15 protein-coding genes are annotated in these 16,492 nt (G+C 73.0%); 10 read left to right on the top strand and 5 right to left on the bottom strand.

The genetic code is table 11. The features are described from left to right. The first annotated feature begins 16 nt into the window (after positions 1-16). From O2V61_RS17780 to ppk2, 9 genes are all read left to right on the top strand, one after another. Positions 17-481 (top strand): RidA family protein, encoded by a 465-nt coding sequence (locus O2V61_RS17780; RefSeq protein WP_269184601.1) that lies wholly within the window; start codon positions 17-19, stop codon positions 479-481. Between the two features lie 34 nt (positions 482-515). Then, the gene (locus O2V61_RS17775; protein ID WP_269184600.1) at positions 516-1,283 is read left to right on the top strand and encodes a creatininase family protein; all 768 of its coding nucleotides are present in this window, start codon (positions 516-518) and stop codon (positions 1,281-1,283) included. 65 nt (positions 1,284-1,348) lie between these two features. After that, a complete protein-coding gene (locus O2V61_RS17770) occupies positions 1,349-2,545 on the top strand; it encodes an ROK family protein (RefSeq protein WP_269184599.1) in 1,197 nt (398 codons plus the stop codon). 295 nt (positions 2,546-2,840) lie between these two features. Then, positions 2,841-4,394, top strand: a complete 1,554-nt coding sequence (locus tag O2V61_RS17765) for a sugar ABC transporter ATP-binding protein (protein ID WP_269184598.1) — start codon at positions 2,841-2,843, stop codon at positions 4,392-4,394. Continuing rightward, positions 4,391-5,560 (top strand): ABC transporter permease, encoded by a 1,170-nt coding sequence (locus O2V61_RS17760; protein WP_269184597.1) that lies wholly within the window; start codon positions 4,391-4,393, stop codon positions 5,558-5,560. Before O2V61_RS17765 ends, O2V61_RS17760 begins: the two co-directional genes overlap by 4 nt. Positions 5,561-5,659: 99 nt before the next feature. Beyond that, positions 5,660-6,718, top strand: a complete 1,059-nt coding sequence (locus O2V61_RS17755) for a substrate-binding domain-containing protein (protein WP_269184596.1) — start codon at positions 5,660-5,662, stop codon at positions 6,716-6,718. Positions 6,719-6,790: 72 nt separating this feature from the next. Further along, positions 6,791-7,966: a Gfo/Idh/MocA family protein gene (locus tag O2V61_RS17750; RefSeq protein WP_269184595.1), complete on the top strand. Its 1,176-nt coding sequence runs from the start codon at positions 6,791-6,793 to the stop codon at positions 7,964-7,966. A 10-nt stretch (positions 7,967-7,976) separates the two neighbouring features. Beyond that, the gene (locus O2V61_RS17745; RefSeq protein ID WP_269184594.1) at positions 7,977-8,984 is read left to right on the top strand and encodes a sugar phosphate isomerase/epimerase family protein; all 1,008 of its coding nucleotides are present in this window, start codon (positions 7,977-7,979) and stop codon (positions 8,982-8,984) included. A gap of 103 nt (positions 8,985-9,087) precedes the next feature. Further along, positions 9,088-9,924: a polyphosphate kinase 2 gene (gene ppk2, locus O2V61_RS17740; RefSeq protein ID WP_269184593.1), complete on the top strand. Its 837-nt coding sequence runs from the start codon at positions 9,088-9,090 to the stop codon at positions 9,922-9,924. A 36-nt stretch (positions 9,925-9,960) separates the two neighbouring features. Here ppk2 and O2V61_RS17735 read toward each other — a convergent pair whose 3' ends face one another. After that, on the bottom strand, positions 9,961-11,178 hold the full coding sequence (locus O2V61_RS17735; protein WP_269184592.1) for a serine hydrolase domain-containing protein: 1,218 nt from the start codon (positions 11,176-11,178) through the stop codon (positions 9,961-9,963). A 38-nt stretch (positions 11,179-11,216) separates the two neighbouring features. Continuing rightward, positions 11,217-12,860: a flavin-containing monooxygenase gene (locus O2V61_RS17730; RefSeq protein ID WP_269184591.1), complete on the bottom strand. Its 1,644-nt coding sequence runs from the start codon at positions 12,858-12,860 to the stop codon at positions 11,217-11,219. Between the two features lie 126 nt (positions 12,861-12,986). On the opposite strand from O2V61_RS17730, the gene O2V61_RS17725 reads away from it, so the two are divergent. Next, a complete protein-coding gene (locus O2V61_RS17725; RefSeq protein ID WP_269184590.1) occupies positions 12,987-14,783 on the top strand; it encodes a sigma-54-dependent Fis family transcriptional regulator in 1,797 nt (598 codons plus the stop codon). Between the two features lie 4 nt (positions 14,784-14,787). Here O2V61_RS17725 and O2V61_RS17720 read toward each other — a convergent pair whose 3' ends face one another. From O2V61_RS17720 to O2V61_RS17710, 3 genes are read right to left on the bottom strand one after another with little or no spacing between them, the layout of a single operon-like run. After that, positions 14,788-16,059 carry a D-arabinono-1,4-lactone oxidase gene (locus O2V61_RS17720; protein ID WP_269184589.1) on the bottom strand — a complete coding sequence of 424 codons (1,272 nt, stop codon included), beginning with the start codon at positions 16,057-16,059 and terminating at the stop codon, positions 14,788-14,790. Positions 16,060-16,106: 47 nt separating this feature from the next. Further along, positions 16,107-16,259, bottom strand: a complete 153-nt coding sequence (locus tag O2V61_RS17715; RefSeq protein WP_164699637.1) for a hypothetical protein — start codon at positions 16,257-16,259, stop codon at positions 16,107-16,109. A gap of 45 nt (positions 16,260-16,304) precedes the next feature. Then, entirely contained in the window at positions 16,305-16,469 is a 165-nt protein-coding gene (locus tag O2V61_RS17710) for a hypothetical protein (protein ID WP_269184588.1), read from the bottom strand. Between the last annotated feature and the right edge of the window lie 23 nt (positions 16,470-16,492).

Genomic DNA, 16,492 nt, shown 5'->3' with positions numbered 1-16,492 from the left:
AGGACAGGATGCGCCCATGGACGTCGACGCACGGCTCCGCGACCTGGGCCTGGAGCTGCCCACCCCGATGGGGCCGGGCGGCAACTACCTGCCGGTCATGGCCGCCGGGGACCTGCTGTTCCTCTCCGGGATGGGCCCGGTCCGACCCGACGGCACGCTGATCACCGGCAAGGTCGGCGACGGCGGCCTGGACCTGGAGACCGCCCGGGAGGCAGCCCGGCTCACCGGGCTGCAGCTGCTCGCCGCGGTCCGCGCCGAGCTCGGGGACCTCGGTCGGGTGCGTCAGGTGGTCAAGCTCTTCGGCATGGTCAACTGCCGGCCCGGCTTCAACCGCACCCCCGCCGTGATCGACGGCTGCTCGGACCTCTTCGTCGACGTGCTCGGCGACGCCGGCCGGGGTGCCCGGTCCGCGGTCGGCATGGCCGAGCTCCCGTTCGACATCGCGGTGGAGATCGAGGCCGTCGTCCGCATCACCACGTGAGCCCGAGCCCCGACCACGACCCACAGGAGACGACGTGCTGCTCGAGACGATGACCTACGAAGAGGTGCAGGCCGCGCTCGCGGACGGGCGGTGCGACGTCATCGTGCCCTGTGGGGCGGTGGAGCAGCACGGCCCCCACCTGCCGCTGGACGTGGACGCGGTGCACGCCGACCGGCTGGCGGTGGAGCTGGCCCAGCGGCTGGGGACGGCGCTGGTCGCCCCGACCATCCGGGTGGGCGTCTCGCCGCACCACATGGGCTTCGCCGGCACGATCAGTCTGCGCCCGGAGACCTTCGAGGCCGTCTACACCGACTACTGCCAGAGCCTCGCCGCGCACGGCTTCCGGTCGATCCTCTGCTTCTCCGCCCACGGTGGGAACTTCGCGCCACTGGCCGAGATGGCCGAGCGGCTGGACGCCGCCGTGGGGCCGGACTGCCGGGTGGTCGTCTACTCCGACCTCCTCGGCCTGGTCGACATCTGGCGGTCCGCCGTCGCCGACGCCGGTGGGGACCCGGAGGGGGTCGGCGGTCACGCCGACGTCGCGGAGTCCTCCGTCTACGCCCTCCTCCGGCCCGGGCAGGTGCGCACCGAGCGCCTGGTCCCGGGGTACACCGGGCCGGTGGACGACGACCTGCTCCAGCGGTTGTTCACCGGCGGCATCGGGGCCATCTCCGACGTCGGGATCATGGGCGACCCGCACGGGCTGTCCACCGCCATCGGGGAGCTGTGCGTGGCGCGGGTCGCCGACGCGCTCGCGGCCCACTTCACCCAGCAGCTGGAGGCGGTGCGGACGGTGGCCTGATCCGGCGGCACGGGGAGGGCCGGGCGCGCGCCTCCGGTCGCCGTGGCGCGTGCCACCATGGCGGCGTGGCTTCCACCTCCGCCTCGGCCAGCGCGCTGCTGCACCACGTGCGCACCGGCCGGGCGCGGAGCCGCGCCGAGCTCGTCGCGCTGACCGGCTCGTCCCGCAACACGGTCAGCGCCCGGGTCGACCAGCTGATCGCCGCCAACCTGCTCGAGGAGGGCGGCCGCGGCTGGAGCACCGGCGGGCGCCCGCCCACACTGCTGCGCTTCAACAGCCAGGCCGGTTGCGTGCTCGCCGTCGACCTGGGCGTGACCAGCGTCGACGTCGCGGTCACCGACCTGTCCGCGGAGGTCCTGGCCACGGTGGGCCACCCCATCGACATCGCCGACGGCCCCGGTCCGGTGCTGGCCGAGGTCGACCGGCTGGCCCAGCAGGTGCTGGCCGAGGCGGGCCTGACCCCGGCCGACGTCTGCGCCGTCGGCGTCGGCGTGCCCGGGCCCGTGGAGTTCTCGACCGGCCGGCCGGTCCACCCGCCGATCATGCCGGGCTGGCACGACCACCCGATCCCGAGCGCCTTCGGCCGGTACGACTGCCCGGTCTTCGCCGACAACGACGTGAACGTGATGGCGCTGGGCGAGATGGGCATCGCCGGGTCGACCGAGGACGTGCTGGTGATCAAGGTCGGTACCGGCATCGGCTGCGGCATCGTCGTCGACGGGCAGGTGTACCGCGGCGCCCAGGGCAGCGCCGGCGACATCGGGCACATCTCCGTCCCGCCCCCGCACGGCCGGCCGGTGCTCTGCCGGTGCGGCAACGAGAACTGCCTCGAGGCGATCGCCGGTGGCGGTGCCCTGCTCCGCGACGCGCTGGCGGCCGGGCTGCCGGTGACGACGACCCGTGAGCTGGTGCAGCTGGCCGCCCACGGAGACGGGCCGGCACTGGAACTGGTCCGCAACGCCGGCCGGACCATCGGCACCGTGCTGGCCAGCCTGGTGAACTTCTTCAACCCGCACCGGATCGTGATGACCGGTGGCGTGGCGCAGGCCGGGCCGCCGCTGCTGGCCGGCATCCGGGAGGCCGTCTACGGGCGCTCGCTGCCGCTGGCCGCCCGCACGCTGGACATCTCGGTGAGCGCCGCCCCCGACCTGTCCGGGCGGCTGGGTGCCGCGCTGATGGCGATCGAGGGCTTCCTGGAGGAGGACTCGGCTTACCAGGTGGCGCAGCACACCGGCTCCGCCGAGGCGCCCACCGCCCGCTGACGTCGTAGGCGCGTCGCACCCGGGTCGACCCGGACGACGGAGGGTTGAGCCGCAGGGGCACGCGGCTGGACCCCGCCGGCCCCGGGCTGAGCCGGACGGCACGGACCACCCGGACGCCGACGGGCTCGCGGGCTGCCCTGCCGTCGTTGCGGTTTGGTAACGCTGGAGCGGCTTCTTGACCCAGCTGTGACGGCGGACATAGTGTCCCGCCTGACGTACTTCTGTTCAGTGCTGAGCATAAGTCTGGAGTTGGTGGCATGTCCGGCGTCCTGCCCGCCCGGCGCGGAGAGCGCGCGTGACCGCGTCTCCGTCGACGCCGCTGCTGGAGATGCACGGCATCGTCAAGCAGTTCCCCGGCGTCCGGGCCCTCGACGGCGTCGACCTCGACGTCCGGGCCGGCGAGGTGCACTGCCTGCTCGGCCAGAACGGCGCGGGGAAGTCCACCCTGATCAAGGTCCTCGCCGGCGCGCACCAGCCCGACGAGGGCCGGATCAGCTGGGACGGCGCCCCGGTCACCCTCGGCGACCCGCAGGCCGCGATGTCCCTGGGCATCGCCACCATCTACCAGGAGCTCGACCTGGTCGCCGGGCTGACCGTCGCGGACAACGTCTTCCTGGGCCGGGAGCGGTCTCACCTGGGGATCACCCGGCCGGCGCAGGCGAACCGGGCCGCCGGGGAGCTGCTGTCCCGCCTGGGACACCCGGAGATCCGGCCCACCGCCGAGGTCGGCTCGCTGTCGGCGGCGGCCCAGCAGATGGTCAGCATGGCCCGGGCGCTGTCCCAGGACGCCCGGCTGATCGTCATGGACGAACCCTCCGCGGTGCTCGACAGCGAGGAGGTCGAGCACCTCTTCCAGGTCATCCGCGACCTCACCGACTCCGGCGTCGCCGTCGTCTACATCTCCCACCGGCTGGAGGAGATCCGCGAGGTGGGCGACCGGATCACGGTGCTCAAGGACGGCCGCACGGTCGCCACCGGCCTGCCCGCGGGGGACACCTCCACCCGGGAGGTCATCACCCTGATGACCGGCCGGACGATCGAGTACGTCTTCCCGGAGCGCCGCGAGTTCCCCGGCCAGGCCGCCGAGCCGGTGCTCCAGGTCGAGGACCTCTCGCTGGCCGGCACCTTCAGCGACGTCTCCTTCGCCGTCCGGCCGGGGGAGGTGCTCGGCCTGGCCGGGCTCGTCGGCTCCGGCCGGTCGGAGATCCTCGAGACCGTCTACGGCGCCCGGCGGGCCACCACCGGCACGGTCCAGGTCGCCGGACGGAAGCTGCGGGCGGGCAACGTCGCGGCCGCCGTCGACGCGGGGGTCGGGCTGGCGCCCGAGGAGCGCAAGAGCCAGGGCCTGCTGCTGACCGAGCCGATCTACCGCAACATCACGCTGTCCAGCCTGGCCCGGTTCGCCCGCGGAGGACTGCTGTCCGGGGAAGCGGAGAAGCAGGCCGCCCGGGACCAGGCCGAGGCGCTCGACCTGCGGCCGGTCGACGTCGAGCGCGAGGTCCGCACGCTGTCCGGCGGGAACCAGCAGAAGGTCGTGCTGGCCCGCTGGCTGCTCCGCGACTGCAAGGTGCTCCTGCTCGACGAGCCCACCCGGGGCGTCGACGTCGGGGCGCGCTCGGAGATCTACGCCCTGATCCGGGCGCTCGCCGACCGCGGGGTCGCCGTCGTCGTCGTCTCCAGCGAGATCCCGGAGGTGCTCGGCCTGGCCGACCACGTGCTGGTGGTGGCCGACGGCGCGATCATCGCCCGCGGCCCCGCCGAGGAGCTCGACGAGCACAAGGTGCTCGACCTGGTCATGGAAGGAGCGGCCGCCACCTCCGGCGCCGCACGCGAAGGGGATGTGGCATGAGCGAGACCACGACTGCGACACCGCCGGCCGGCAGCACCAGCGGCACAGCCGACGACGGTGCCAAGGGCCCGGGCCTGCTCGCCGGACCGCTGGGCCGCAACCTCGGACTGGTCGTGGCCCTGCTGGTGCTCTGCATCGTCGGTGCCATCACCGCGCCCGGCCGCTTCGTCGACGTGGACAACGCGGTGACGATCCTGCGGGCGGCCGCCGTCATCGGCGTGGTCAGCGTCGGGATGACGTTCGTGATCATCGGCGGCGGGATCGACCTGTCGGTGGGGGCGCTGGTCGCGCTCTCCTCCGTCTGGGCGACGACGCTGGCGACCCAGGCGATGGCCGAGGACTTCCACTGGATCGTCATGGTGGCCACCGCCGTCCTGGTCGGTGCCGGCGCCGGACTGGTCAACGGGATCGTCATCGCGTACGGGAAACTGGTCGCCTTCATCGCCACCCTGGCGATGCTCGCGGCCGCCCGGGGCCTGGCGGAGATCATCGCCAACCGGCGCACCCAGATCGTCCAGGACCGCGACTTCATCGAGTTCTTCGGCGGCGACGTCCTCGGCATCCCGATGCTCGTGATCGTCTTCGCGCTGGTCGCCGCGGCCGGCTGGGTGCTGCTCAACCGCACGACCTTCGGCCGCCGCACCTTCGCCGTCGGCGGGAACGCCGAGGCCGCCCGGCTGGCCGGCATCCGGGTGCAGCGGCACACCGTGTGGCTGTACGTGCTGTCCGGGGTCACCTGCGGCATCGCCGCGGTCTTGCTGATGGCCCGGACGACGACCGGCAGCTCCACCCACGGCACGCTCCTGGAGCTGGACGCGATCGCCGCCGTCGTCATCGGCGGGACGCTGCTGGTCGGTGGCCGCGGCACCATCGTCGGCACCGTGCTCGGCGTGCTGATCTTCACCACGCTGGCCAACGTCTTCACGCTGAACAACTTGTCCAGCTCGGCGCAGGAGGTGGCCCGCGGCGTGATCATCGTGATCGCCGTCCTGCTGCAGCAGCGGCTGGCCCTCGGCGGTGCCCGGCCGCGGAAGAAGGCCCGCGGCGGCCCCAGCGGCGCCGCTGCCCCCGGGAACCCGACCGGTGCCCAGCCCGGTGGGTCGGCCACCCCCGGTGGGCCGGCCGGCGCCCGCCCCGGCGACTCCGGCGGTCGCCCGCCGGCCTGAGTCCGCGAGGCCCTGACCTCCGGCCGGCCACCCGGCCTGCCGGCGCACCACCCCGGCTCCTGGCAGCGCAGCCAGGGCGGCGATCCACGAGGAGAGAACATGTCTGCAACGAGGCAGCGTCCGTACGGTCGCCTGCTGACCACCGCCGTCTGCGTGGTCGGAGCCGGCGCCCTGGTGGCCGGCTGCACCAGCAACACCCCGGAGGTCTCCGGGTCCGACGAGGGCGGTGGCGACGTCGTCGCCAGCTCCAACGACGAGACCGGGGAGACGGTGCGGATCGGCTTCTCCGCACCCGCCGCCGACCACGGCTGGATGGCCGGCATCAGCAACGCCGCACAGGCCGAGGCCGACCGCCACGAGGACATCGACCTGATCGTCGCCGAGGGCACCAACGAGGTCGGCGCCCAGATCGCCCAGGTCGAGACGTTCATCAACGAGGGCGTCGACGCGATCGTGCTGCTCCCCTTCGACGGCGCTGCGCTCACCCCGGTGGCGCTGCGGGCGATGGAGGCCGGCATCCCGGTGATCAACGTCGACCGGGAGTTCTCCAGCCCGTTCGCCGCCCGGGCCACCATCCTCGGCGACAACTACGGCATGGGCGTCTCCGCCGGCACGTACATCTGCTCGCGGCTGGGCGACCAGCCCGACGCCGTCGTCGCCGAGATCGCCGGCATCGACTCGCTCCCGCTCACCCAGGAGCGCAGCCAGGGCTTCGCCGACGCACTGTCCGACTGCGGCCTGGACGTCGACAACCGGGTGGCCGCTGAGTTCACCGTCGAGTCCGGTGAGGAGGCAGCGGCCAACCTGCTGCAGGCCGCCCCGCAGATCGACGCGCTGTGGAACCACGACGACGACCAGGGTGTCGGCGTGCTGGCCGCCATCAACAACGCCGGCCGCGACGAGTTCTTCATGGTCGGCGGGGCCGGCTCGGCCAACGCCATGCGGGACATCCAGTCCGGTGACTCGGTGCTGGAGGCCACCGTCATCTACCCGGCGACCCAGGCTGCCGACGGCATCGCGCTGGCCCGGCTGATCGCCCAGGGCAAGAGCATGTCCGACCTGGTGTCCCAGGAGGTGCCGCGGGAGATCGTGCTCAACGCGCCGGTGGTCACGGAAGAGAACGTCGACCAGTACATCGACGACGCGTTCGAGTCCTGATCCTCCCGACGGAATGCCGCCGGTGACCACGACCGGTCACCGGCGGCACCGGTCCCACTCCTGGAGCATGTGATGACCCACCCTGCCCGGCCGGCGCTGCGCGTCGGCCTGATCGGCCACGCCTTCATGGGCGCGGCACACTCCCACGCCTGGCGCACCGCGCCGCGCTTCTTCGACCTGCCCCTCACCCCGGAGCTGACCGTGCTGGCCGGCCGGGACCCCGACGGGGTCGCCGCCGCGGCCGCCCGGTACGGCTGGGCCGACACCGAGACCGACTGGCGCCGCGTGCTCGAGCGGGACGACGTCGACCTCGTCGACATCTGCACCCCCGGGCACACCCACGCCGAGATGGCGATCGCGGCGCTGGCGGCCGGCAAGCACGTGCTGTGCGAGAAGCCGCTGGCCAACTCCGTCGCCGAGGCCGAGGCCATGGCCGAGGCGGCGGAACGCGCCGCCGGCTCCGGCGTGCGGGCGATGGTCGGCTTCACCTACCGGCGGGTGCCGGCCATCACCCTCGCCCGGCAGCTGATCGCCGAAGGGCGGCTGGGCCAGATCCGGCACGTCCGGGCCCAGTACCTGCAGGACTGGCTCACCGACCCCGCGTCGCCGATGTCCTGGCGGCTGGAGAAGGACAAGGCGGGGTCCGGCGCGCTGGGCGACATCGGGGCGCACGTCGTCGACCTCACCCAGTTCATCACCGGTCAGACGCTCACCGGCGTCAGCGCGCTGCTGGAGACCTTCATCGGCAAGCGGCCGTTGCCGGCCAGCACCGGCCGGCTCGGCGGGGTCGGCGGCGAGGGGATGGGCGAGGTCACCGTCGACGACGCCGCCGTCTTCCTGGGCCGCTTCACCGGGGGAGCGCTGGGCACCTTCGAGGCCACCCGCTTCGCGCTCGGCCGGAAGAACGCGATCCGGATCGAGGTGAACGGCTCGGCCGGCAGCCTGGCCTTCGACTTCGAGGACATGAACGTCCTGCACTTCTTCGACGGCGGCGAACCGGCCGAGACCGCCGGGTTCCGCCGGATCATCGTCACCGAGCCCGAGCACCCCTACGTCGGGGCCTGGTGGCCGGCCGGTCACGGGCTGGGCTACGAGCACGGCTTCACCCACCAGGTCGTCGACCTGGTCACCGCACTGGCCGCCGGCGAGCAGCCCACGCCGTCGTTCGCCGACGGCCTGCAGGTGCAGCGGGTGCTGGCCGCCGTGGAGCGCAGCGCCGCCGACAACTCCGCCTTCACCGAGATCTGAGGAGCGAACCGTGCCCCGTCCCGTCACGTTGTTCACCGGCCAGTGGGCCGACCTGCCGTTCGAGGAGGTGTGCCGGCTGGCCTCCGGGTGGGGCTACGACGGCCTGGAGATCGCCTGCTGGGGTGACCACCTCGACGTCGTCCGGGCCGCCGAGGACCCGGCCTACGTCAAGGAGCGGCTCGAGCTGCTCGACCGGCACGGCCTGTCGGTGTTCGCCATCTCCAACCACCTCAACGGCCAGGCCGTCTGCGACGACCCCATCGACGAGCGGCACCGCGGCATGGTCAACGCCCGGGTGTGGGGGGACGGCGACCCCGAGGGCGTGCGGCAGCGGGCCGCGGAGGAGATGAAGGCGACCGCGCGGGCCGCCCGGGCGCTGGGCGTCGACGTCGTCGTCGGGTTCACCGGGTCGAAGATCTGGAAGACCGTGGCGATGTTCCCGCCGGTGCCCGAGTCGATGATCGACGACGGCTACGCCGACTTCGCCGCCCGCTGGAACCCGGTCCTCGACGTGTTCGACGAGGTCGGGGTGCGGTTCGCGCACGAGGTGCACCCGTCGGAGATCGCCTACGACTACTGGACGACGGTGCGCGCCCTGGAGGCCATCGGCCACCGGGAGGCGTTCGGGCTGAACTGGGACCCCAGCCACTTCGTCTGGCAGGACCTGGACCCGGTCGGCTTCCTCTGGGACTTCAAGGACCGGATCTACCACGTCGACTGCAAGGACGCGAAGAAGCAGGTCGGCAACGGGCGGAACGGCCGGATGGGGTCGCACCTGCCCTGGGCCGACCCGCGCCGCGGCTGGGACTTCGTCTCCACCGGGCACGGCGACGTCCCGTGGGAGGCCTGCTTCCGGATGCTCAACACCATCGGCTACGCCGGGCCGATCTCGGTGGAGTGGGAGGACGCCGGGATGGACCGGCTGGTCGGCGCGCCCGAGGCGCTGGAGTTCGTGCGTCGCCTGGCGTTCGACCCGCCGTCCGCGGCCTTCGACTCGGCCTTCTCCAGCGGGAACTGAGCCTCCGGCCGCGGAACCGATCCGCCGGCTGCGGGGGCCACGGGGCCCCGCAGCCGGCACTGCACCGCTTGCCGCCGGCGGGCCGCGCCATGATGCTCGTCACGTGGCCACCACCCCGGGTCCGACGTCGTCCGTCGAGGAGACCCCGCAGTCCACCGGCAAGGTCGACAAGAAGTACTACGAGAAGGAACTGGCCCGCCTGCAGGCGGAGCTGGTGAAGCAACAGGAGCACGTCCGCGCACGGGGCCTGCGGGTCGTCGTCCTCTTCGAGGGCCGCGACGCCGCAGGCAAGGGCGGGGCGATCCAGCGGATCACCGAGAGCCTCAACCCCCGGCACGCGCACGTCGTCGCCCTGCCCACGCCGACCGACCGCGAGAAGGGGCAGTGGTACTTCCAGCGCTACGTCGCACACCTGCCCGGCCCGGGGGAGATGGTCCTGTTCGACCGGTCCTGGTACAACCGCGCCGGCGTCGAGCGGGTCATGGGGTTCTGCACCGACGAGGAGCACGAGGAGTTCCTGCGCTCGTGCCCGGAGTTCGAGCGGATGCTCGTGCGCAGCGGCATCACGCTCGTGAAGTACTGGTTCTCCGTCAGCGACACCGAGCAGGAGGCCCGGTTCCAGGCCCGGCTGAAGGACCCGACCAAACGCTGGAAGCTCAGCCCGATGGACCTGGAGGCGCGCAACCGCTGGGTCGACTTCTCCCGGGCCAAGGACGAGATGTTCGCCGCCACCGACATCCCCGAGGCGCCCTGGTGGGTCGTCGAGGCCGAGGTGAAGAAGCGCGCCCGGCTCAACGTGATGGCCCACCTGCTGAGCCAGGTCCCGTACGAGGACCTCACCCCGCCGGCGCCGGAGCTCCCGCCCCGGCCACCGGTGGAGGAGGACTACCTCCGGCCGCCCAAGGAGAGCCAGCACATCGTGCCCGACCTCGTGCCCTGAGGCCCGGGCGCCCCGAGGGTCGCCCGGGCCCGGCGGTCACTGCCCGGCGCCGGCGACCTCCGGCTGCCGGTCCCGGCCGGCGAGCGAGGTGTAGCAGGCCGTCTCGAACTCCAGGTAGCTGCCGAAGGACGTGGCATCGCCGAACGGCAGGATCTGCGTCGCCCAGAAGCCGGCGACCCCGTTCTGGCGGTCGACCCAGTAGAAGAGGTTGGCCAACCCGGCCCAGCTGAGTGCGCCGGCAGGCCGCCCCGTCGGCGCCTGCTCGTCGTTGATCATGAACGGCAGCGACCAGGACTTCGGCATCCCGGGGAAGAACTCCGCGTCGTTGGACAGCGAGGGGATCACCCCGGGGAGACCGGTGACCTTGAGGTCGCCGAGGTGGTTCTGCACCGCCATCTGGACCGTCTCGGGCCGGAGGACGACGCCGTGCTCACCCCGGCCGTCGTTGAGCCACATCCGGAGGAAGCGCAGGTAGTCACCGACCGTGCCGTAGAGGCCGTGCCCGCCCATGTCCACCTCCGGCGGCGAGGGCAGCTCGAAGTCCATCGGCGTCAGTGACCCGTCCGCGCCGCGGGCGTGCATCGAGGCCAGCCGGCTGCGCAACCGGTCGTCCAGCACGAAGGACGTGTCGGTCATCCCCAGGGGCTGGAACACCCGCTCGGCGAACACCTCGCCGAGACGCTCCCCGGTGATCCCCTCCACCACCTGCCCGACCCAGTCCAGGTTGCTGCCGTACTCCCAGCGCTCGCCCGGCTCGAACAGCAGCGGGGTGGTCAGCGCGGCCTTCGTGGCGGTGATGACGCTGGGCTGCCCCTGCTCCTGGGCCAGCCGGTTGTAGTGCTCGTTGAAGAAGTCGTACCCGAAGCCGCCGGTGTGGGTCAGCAGCATGCGGGTGGTCACCTCCCGCCGCGGGTCGCGCAGTCGGGGGGTGCCGTCGTCGTCGAAGCCGTCGAGCACCTTCAGCTCACCGATCGCGGGGGCGTGGGTGCGGGCCGGGGCGTCCAGGTCCAGCCGCCCCTCCTCGACCAGCTGCAGCGCCGCCGTGGCGGTGATGGCCTTGGTGGTCGAGAACATGGCGAAGACGGTGTCCGGCGTCATCGGCTGGTCGCCACCGAGCCGGCGCGCGCCAGCCGCGCCGGAGTAGACGGTCTCCGAGCGGTCGGTGACCATCGCGACGACCCCGGCGACGGGGGCATCCGCCCGGGTGGCGCGGTCGAGGATCGCGTCGGCGTCGGCGCTGAACGGGTGGGTCATGGCAGTCCTCCAGGTGGGTGGGGTGCGTGCGGGGTGGATCAGCGGATGTCGAAGCCGGGGTAGCCGGACGAGGCCGCCTCGGCGCACTTGTCCCGGTAGGCGCCGACGCCGCCGGTGTAGGACAGGACGCGGCGGGGCTTGCCCGGCACGTTCGCCCCGAGGTACCAGGACGACGTCCGGGAGATGAGGTTGACGCCGGCCGTCTCGTCGTGGTGCTCGACCCAGGCGTCCTCGACGGCCTTCGTCGGCTCGATGACCGTCTTCTCGGCGGCCCGCAGGTGGGCGATCAGGTCGCTGATCCACTCCGTCTGCTGCTGCAGGCAGGTGGTCATGTTGCACAGCGCCGCCGAGGGCGCCAGCGGGACGGCGGTGGTCAGCAGGTTCGGGTACCCGTGGACCATCAACCCCATCGTGGTGCGGATGTCCCGGCCCCAGTCCTCGGTCAGGGAACGGCCGCCGCGCCCGCGGATGTCGATCCGGGTCAGCGCCCCGGTCCCGGCGTCGAAGCCGGTGGCCAGGATCAGCACGTCCAGCTCGTGCACCGTCCCGTCGGCCAGCACCAGTCCCTCGGGGACGACGCGGGAGATCGGGTTGTCGCGCACGCCGACCAGCTCGACGTCCGGGCGGTGGTAGACCTCGAGGTAGTCGGTCTCCAGCGGGACCCGGTGGGTGCCGAAGCCGTAGTCGGTGGGGATGAGGACGTCGCACAGCTGCGGGTCCCGCAGCCGCTCGCGCATCTTGTCCCGGACGAACGCCGAGATCTCCTCGTTGACCTCGGCGTCGAAGAACATCTCCGCGAACGAGGCGAGCCACAGCTTCAGCGAGCCGTTGGCGTGGATCTCCTCCAGCTCCTCCCGTCGCTGCTCGGGGGTGAGCTCGGCCCAGGTGTGCGCCCACTCGTACTCGAAGCCGGTGAAGGTGCGGGGGAGGGTCTCGCGCAGCTCGGGGAAGCGTTCCTTGTACCCGGCGACGTCGTCCGGGCCGAAGCGCGGGTTCTTCATCGGCAGCACGTACTGCGGGGTGCGGGCGAAGACGGTGAGGTGCCCGACGTGGCCGGCGATCGTCTGGATCACCTGGATCCCGGTGGCGCCGATGCCGACCACCCCGACGCGCTTGCCCTCGAGCTCGATGCCCTCGGCCGGCCAGCGCGAGGTGTGCACGACGGTGCCCCGGAAGGTGTCCTGCCCCGGGAAGACCTCGGCCAGCGGTGCCGACAGCATCCCGGCGCAGGTGACGAGGAACCGGGTGTCGATCGTCTCGCCGCGGTCGGTGGTGACCGTCCACCGGCCGCGTTCCTCGTCGAACCGGGCGGCGGTGACCGTGGCGCCGAACTCGATGTCCCGGCGCAGGTCCAGCCGGTCGGTGACGTAGTGCATCCACCGCTCGATCTCGGGCTGGTCGGGGAACCGCTGGCTCCAGCTCCAGTCCTTGTACAGGTCCTCGTCGAAGAGGTACTGGTAGATGTAGGCCTCGGAGTCGAACCGCGCACCGGGGTAGCGGTTCCAGAACCAGGTGCCGCCGACGTCGTCGGCGGCGTCGTAGGCCCGGACCTGCAGCCCCTGCTCGCGCAGCTGGTGGAGCTGGTAGAGACCGGCGACCCCGGCGCCGATGATCAGGGCGTCGAGCTCACGGGTCGCGGACACGCGGTCGGTGCCGGTGTCCGCGGCTGCCTGCACGGTCATCTGATGCCCTACCCTTCGATGTGGTCCAGATCACTTTCGTGATCACATCGTCGGGGCTCTCGGGCGCGGCGGACCGTCCCAGATTGGGACAGTGCGCGGCCGACGGGGGACACCGTGGAGGTGGCCGTGCACCAGGGGTGGGACGAGCTCCGGCAGGTGGCCGATGCCCGGGCCGAGTTCCTCGAGCGGGGCGTGCCCGGGGCGACCGGGGTCCGCGACCTGGTCGCGGCCTCCTGGCGGCGCAGCCGCTCGGCCGGCGTCGACGCCGCCGCGTACCGGATCAGCTACCACGAGGACGTGGACCTGGACTCCCGCCTCGCCCGCAGCGCACGTCCGGTGATCGACCGGCTGGCCGCCGAGATGGTCGACGTGCCGGTCGCGATCGCCCTGTCCGACGCGCATGCGCGCATCGTGCACCGGCTGGACTGCTCGACCGCGGTCGGCCGCCAGCTCGACCGCGTCGACTTCAACGCCGGGTTCGACTTCGGCGAGGGTGGCGTGGGCACCAACGGGATCGGGACCGTCTTCGAGACGGGGGCATCGGTCAGCGTCGTCGGGGCGGAGCACTTCACCGAGGCGTTCGTGCGGTTCGCCTGCACCGGGGCCCCGATCGTCGACCCGGTGAGCGGCCGGGTCGAGGGGGTGCTCGACGTCAGCTCGCTCGCCGAGACCTGGACGCCGCTCATGCACACGCTCGTCCGGCGCGCCGCGGTCGACATCGGCCGCAACCTGCTGCTGGACCGCAGCCAGGCCACGCGGGCGCTGTTCGAGACGTTCCTCCGTGCCGACGCCCGGCCCCGGCAGGCCGTCATGGCCGTGGGCGACTCGCTGACGGTGAACCGGCGGGCCCAGCAGCTCTACTCGGCCGCCGAGCAGATGACGCTCCACCAGCACGCCCTGTTCCTGATGAGCCGGCAGGACCGGGTCACGGACTCCGTCACGCTGGACTCCGGCCGCACCGTCCGGCTGCGCGCGACGCGCATCCTGGTGGGCGGCGAGGTCGCCGGCATCGTGCTGCTGCTGGACGACGAGCCCAGCCGGCCGCAGTCGGCCGTCGCGTCCCCGGCGGGCCGCGCCCGGCCGGTCCCCGGCACGGACGGCCCCGCGCCGCCTGTCCCTGCTCCCGGCGGCCGGTCCCCGGGGTGGCGGGCGGCGTGCGCACAGGTCGGGGCCGGTCTCGACCGCGGCGACCGACTGCTCGTCCTGGGGGAACCGGGGACGGGCCGGCGCACACTCGTCACCGAGCTCTTCGGCCGCCTGCACCCGGCCGGAGCGGTGGTGGTGGGGGAGGTGGACCAGGTGGTCGGGGACGGCGTGCCCACCGCCGTCCCCGGGGCCGCGCCCACCCTCGTCGTCCTCCGACACCTCGACCGGATCGGTCCGGACACGGCCGAACGGCTCCCCGCCCTCCTCGCCTCCCTGGCCCGGGGCCGGTACGTCGTCGCAGCGACGCTGGACGACGCGCGCACCGGTGCGGACCTGCCGTTCCAGGCCGTGCTGCGGGAGTTCACGCAGGCGGTCCGGCTGCCACCCCTGCGCCACCGCACCGACGACCTGCCGGACGTCGTCGCGCGGCTGCTCGCCGAGCTGGCGCCCGACCGCGGGGTGCGCCTGCACCCCGCGGCGAGCCGGCTCGTCGAACGCCACCCCTGGCCGGGGAACCTCGTCCAGCTGCGGGAGGCGCTGGCCGCCGCCCTGCAGCGGCGGCCGGTGGGTGAGCTCCACCCCGACGACCTGCCGGCCTGGTGCCGGACGGGCGGCAGCAGCCACACCTTGACCCCGCTCGAGCAGGCCGAGCGGGACGCGATCGTCACCGCGCTGGAGGCGTGCCAGGGCAACCGGGTGCAGGCCGCGGCCGCGCTCGGGATGGCCCGCAGCTCCCTCTACCGCAAGATGAGGAGCTACGCGATCACCGACGCCTGAGCGGTCAGCCCACGTCGAGGACGTGCCGCTGGAGCCAGTCGTTGCGAAAGGCGCCGCGCGGGTCGAGCCGGTCGACCAGGGCGACGAAGTCCGCATGGCGCGGGTACCGGGGGGCGAGGGTGGCCGCGTCGGCGAGGAACAGCTTGCCCCAGTGCGGGCGGGCGCCCAGCGGCAGCAGCCGGGCCTCCAGCTCGACCAGCAGCTCCTCGACCTCGGCCTGGGCGGGCAGCCAGGTGAAGTGCAGGCCGAGGGTGTCCTCGCCGTGGGCGGTGCTCATCCACAGCTGGTCAGCGGCGATCGTACGGATCTCGCAGATCTGCAGCAGCGGGCGGATCCGGTCGCCCAGCGCACGCAGCACCTCCAGCGCCTGCACCCCCGCGGTGCGCGGCACCAGGTACTCGGACTGGATCTCGTTGCCGTTGCTGGGGGTGAAGCCCATCCGGAAGTGCGGCAGCCGGTCCGACCAGAGCCCGGCGCTGCCCAGCTGCGCGGTGGCCGGCGCGGGGTCGATGCCGGGCAGCGGGTGGCGCTCGGCGGTGGCCGCGACGGCGCCGAACAGGTCACCGGCGGCCGCACCGGGGGAGTCGGTGCGGGACTTCACCCAGACCATGTCGACGTCGGCGCCCAGCAGCGTGAAGAGGCTGACGCTGTAGCCACCGGACAACACCTCGTCCAGGTTGTCGTAGAGGGACGTCCAGGCCAGTCGCTCGAACACCCGCTGCTGGACGTCGAAGGCGGGCTCGACGTCCAGGGTGACCCGGGTGACCGCCCCGAGCGCGCCGAGCCCGACCACCATGCCGTCGAAGTCGGCGTCACCGCGCGCGCACCGGACCAGCTCCCCGTCGGAGGTCACCAGCTCCAGCGCGGCGACCGCCGTCGCCAGGTTCCCGTTCGCCGTCCCGGAGCCGTGGGTGGCCGTGGCCACCGCACCGGCGATGGAGATGTGCGGCAGCGAGGCCAGGTTGTGCAGCGCCAGGCCCTCGCGCTGCAGGGCGGTGCAGAGCTCTCCGTACCGGAGGCCCGCATCGACGGTGATCGTGCGCCGATCGCCGCCCACCTCGACCCGCTCGGAGGTCATCGCCTCCAGCGAGACCAGCTCGACGCTGTCGCCGATGGCGGTGAACGAGTGCCGCGAGCCCAGCACCCGCACCTGCCGGGCGTTCGCGATCGTCTCCTGCAGCTGGGCCAGCGACTCCGGCCGGTGCAGCTGCGTCGCGCGATAGGTGTGGTTGCCTGCCCAGTTCGTGGTCGCCAGTGCGACGGGTGCCTCGGTCACGCCCCAGTGTCCCGCACCCCGGCCGCTGCCGTCGGCGGGCCGTCCGGTCAGAGGAGCCGGTCGAGGTCGTCGGGCCCCGGCCCGGTGCCGCCGGAGTCGCGGACGGGGGAGGACTCGGGGACGTCGTCGTCGGGCGGCTCGTCGGCCACCGGGCCCTCGGCGTAGAGGGTGCTGGGGTCCTTGGGGTCCATCTCACGCACGGCGGGTGCCTACCCCGTTCCACCGGGGCGAACCGTCGCGCCGGCTCACCAGAAGCCCCCACCGCCGCCGAGGTACACCGTGACGAACATCCAGCCGAAGATCACCAGCAGCACCAGGAACTCCGCGACGTACAGCTGCCAACCACCGTTGGCCATCCGCTGCCGCAGGCCGGGGTCGTCCGAGTGCCCGGCGTCGGGCTCGTCGGCCATGGGTCTCTCCTCCCAGGACGGGA

It is taken from the genome of Modestobacter sp. VKM Ac-2985, from assembly GCF_026967925.1.
GTDB lineage: Bacteria > Actinomycetota > Actinomycetes > Mycobacteriales > Geodermatophilaceae > Modestobacter.
This window is presented reverse-complemented; position numbering and strand designations above follow the sequence as displayed.

What these genes read in the sequence shown, in the direction of transcription:
- O2V61_RS17780 (WP_269184601.1), top strand. Translation starts at nt 17, where the DNA reads ATGGACGTCGACGCACGGCTCCGCGACCTGGGCCTGGAGCTGCCCACC.
- O2V61_RS17760 (WP_269184597.1), top strand. Translation starts at nt 4,391, where the DNA reads ATGAGCGAGACCACGACTGCGACACCGCCGGCCGGCAGCACCAGCGGC.
- O2V61_RS17755 (WP_269184596.1), top strand. Translation starts at nt 5,660, where the DNA reads ATGTCTGCAACGAGGCAGCGTCCGTACGGTCGCCTGCTGACCACCGCC.
- O2V61_RS17750 (WP_269184595.1), top strand. Translation starts at nt 6,791, where the DNA reads ATGACCCACCCTGCCCGGCCGGCGCTGCGCGTCGGCCTGATCGGCCAC.
- O2V61_RS17735 (WP_269184592.1), bottom strand. Translation starts at nt 11,178, where the DNA reads ATGACCCACCCGTTCAGCGCCGACGCCGACGCGATCCTCGACCGCGCC.
- O2V61_RS17730 (WP_269184591.1), bottom strand. Translation starts at nt 12,860, where the DNA reads ATGACCGTGCAGGCAGCCGCGGACACCGGCACCGACCGCGTGTCCGCG.
- O2V61_RS17710 (WP_269184588.1), bottom strand. Translation starts at nt 16,469, where the DNA reads ATGGCCGACGAGCCCGACGCCGGGCACTCGGACGACCCCGGCCTGCGG.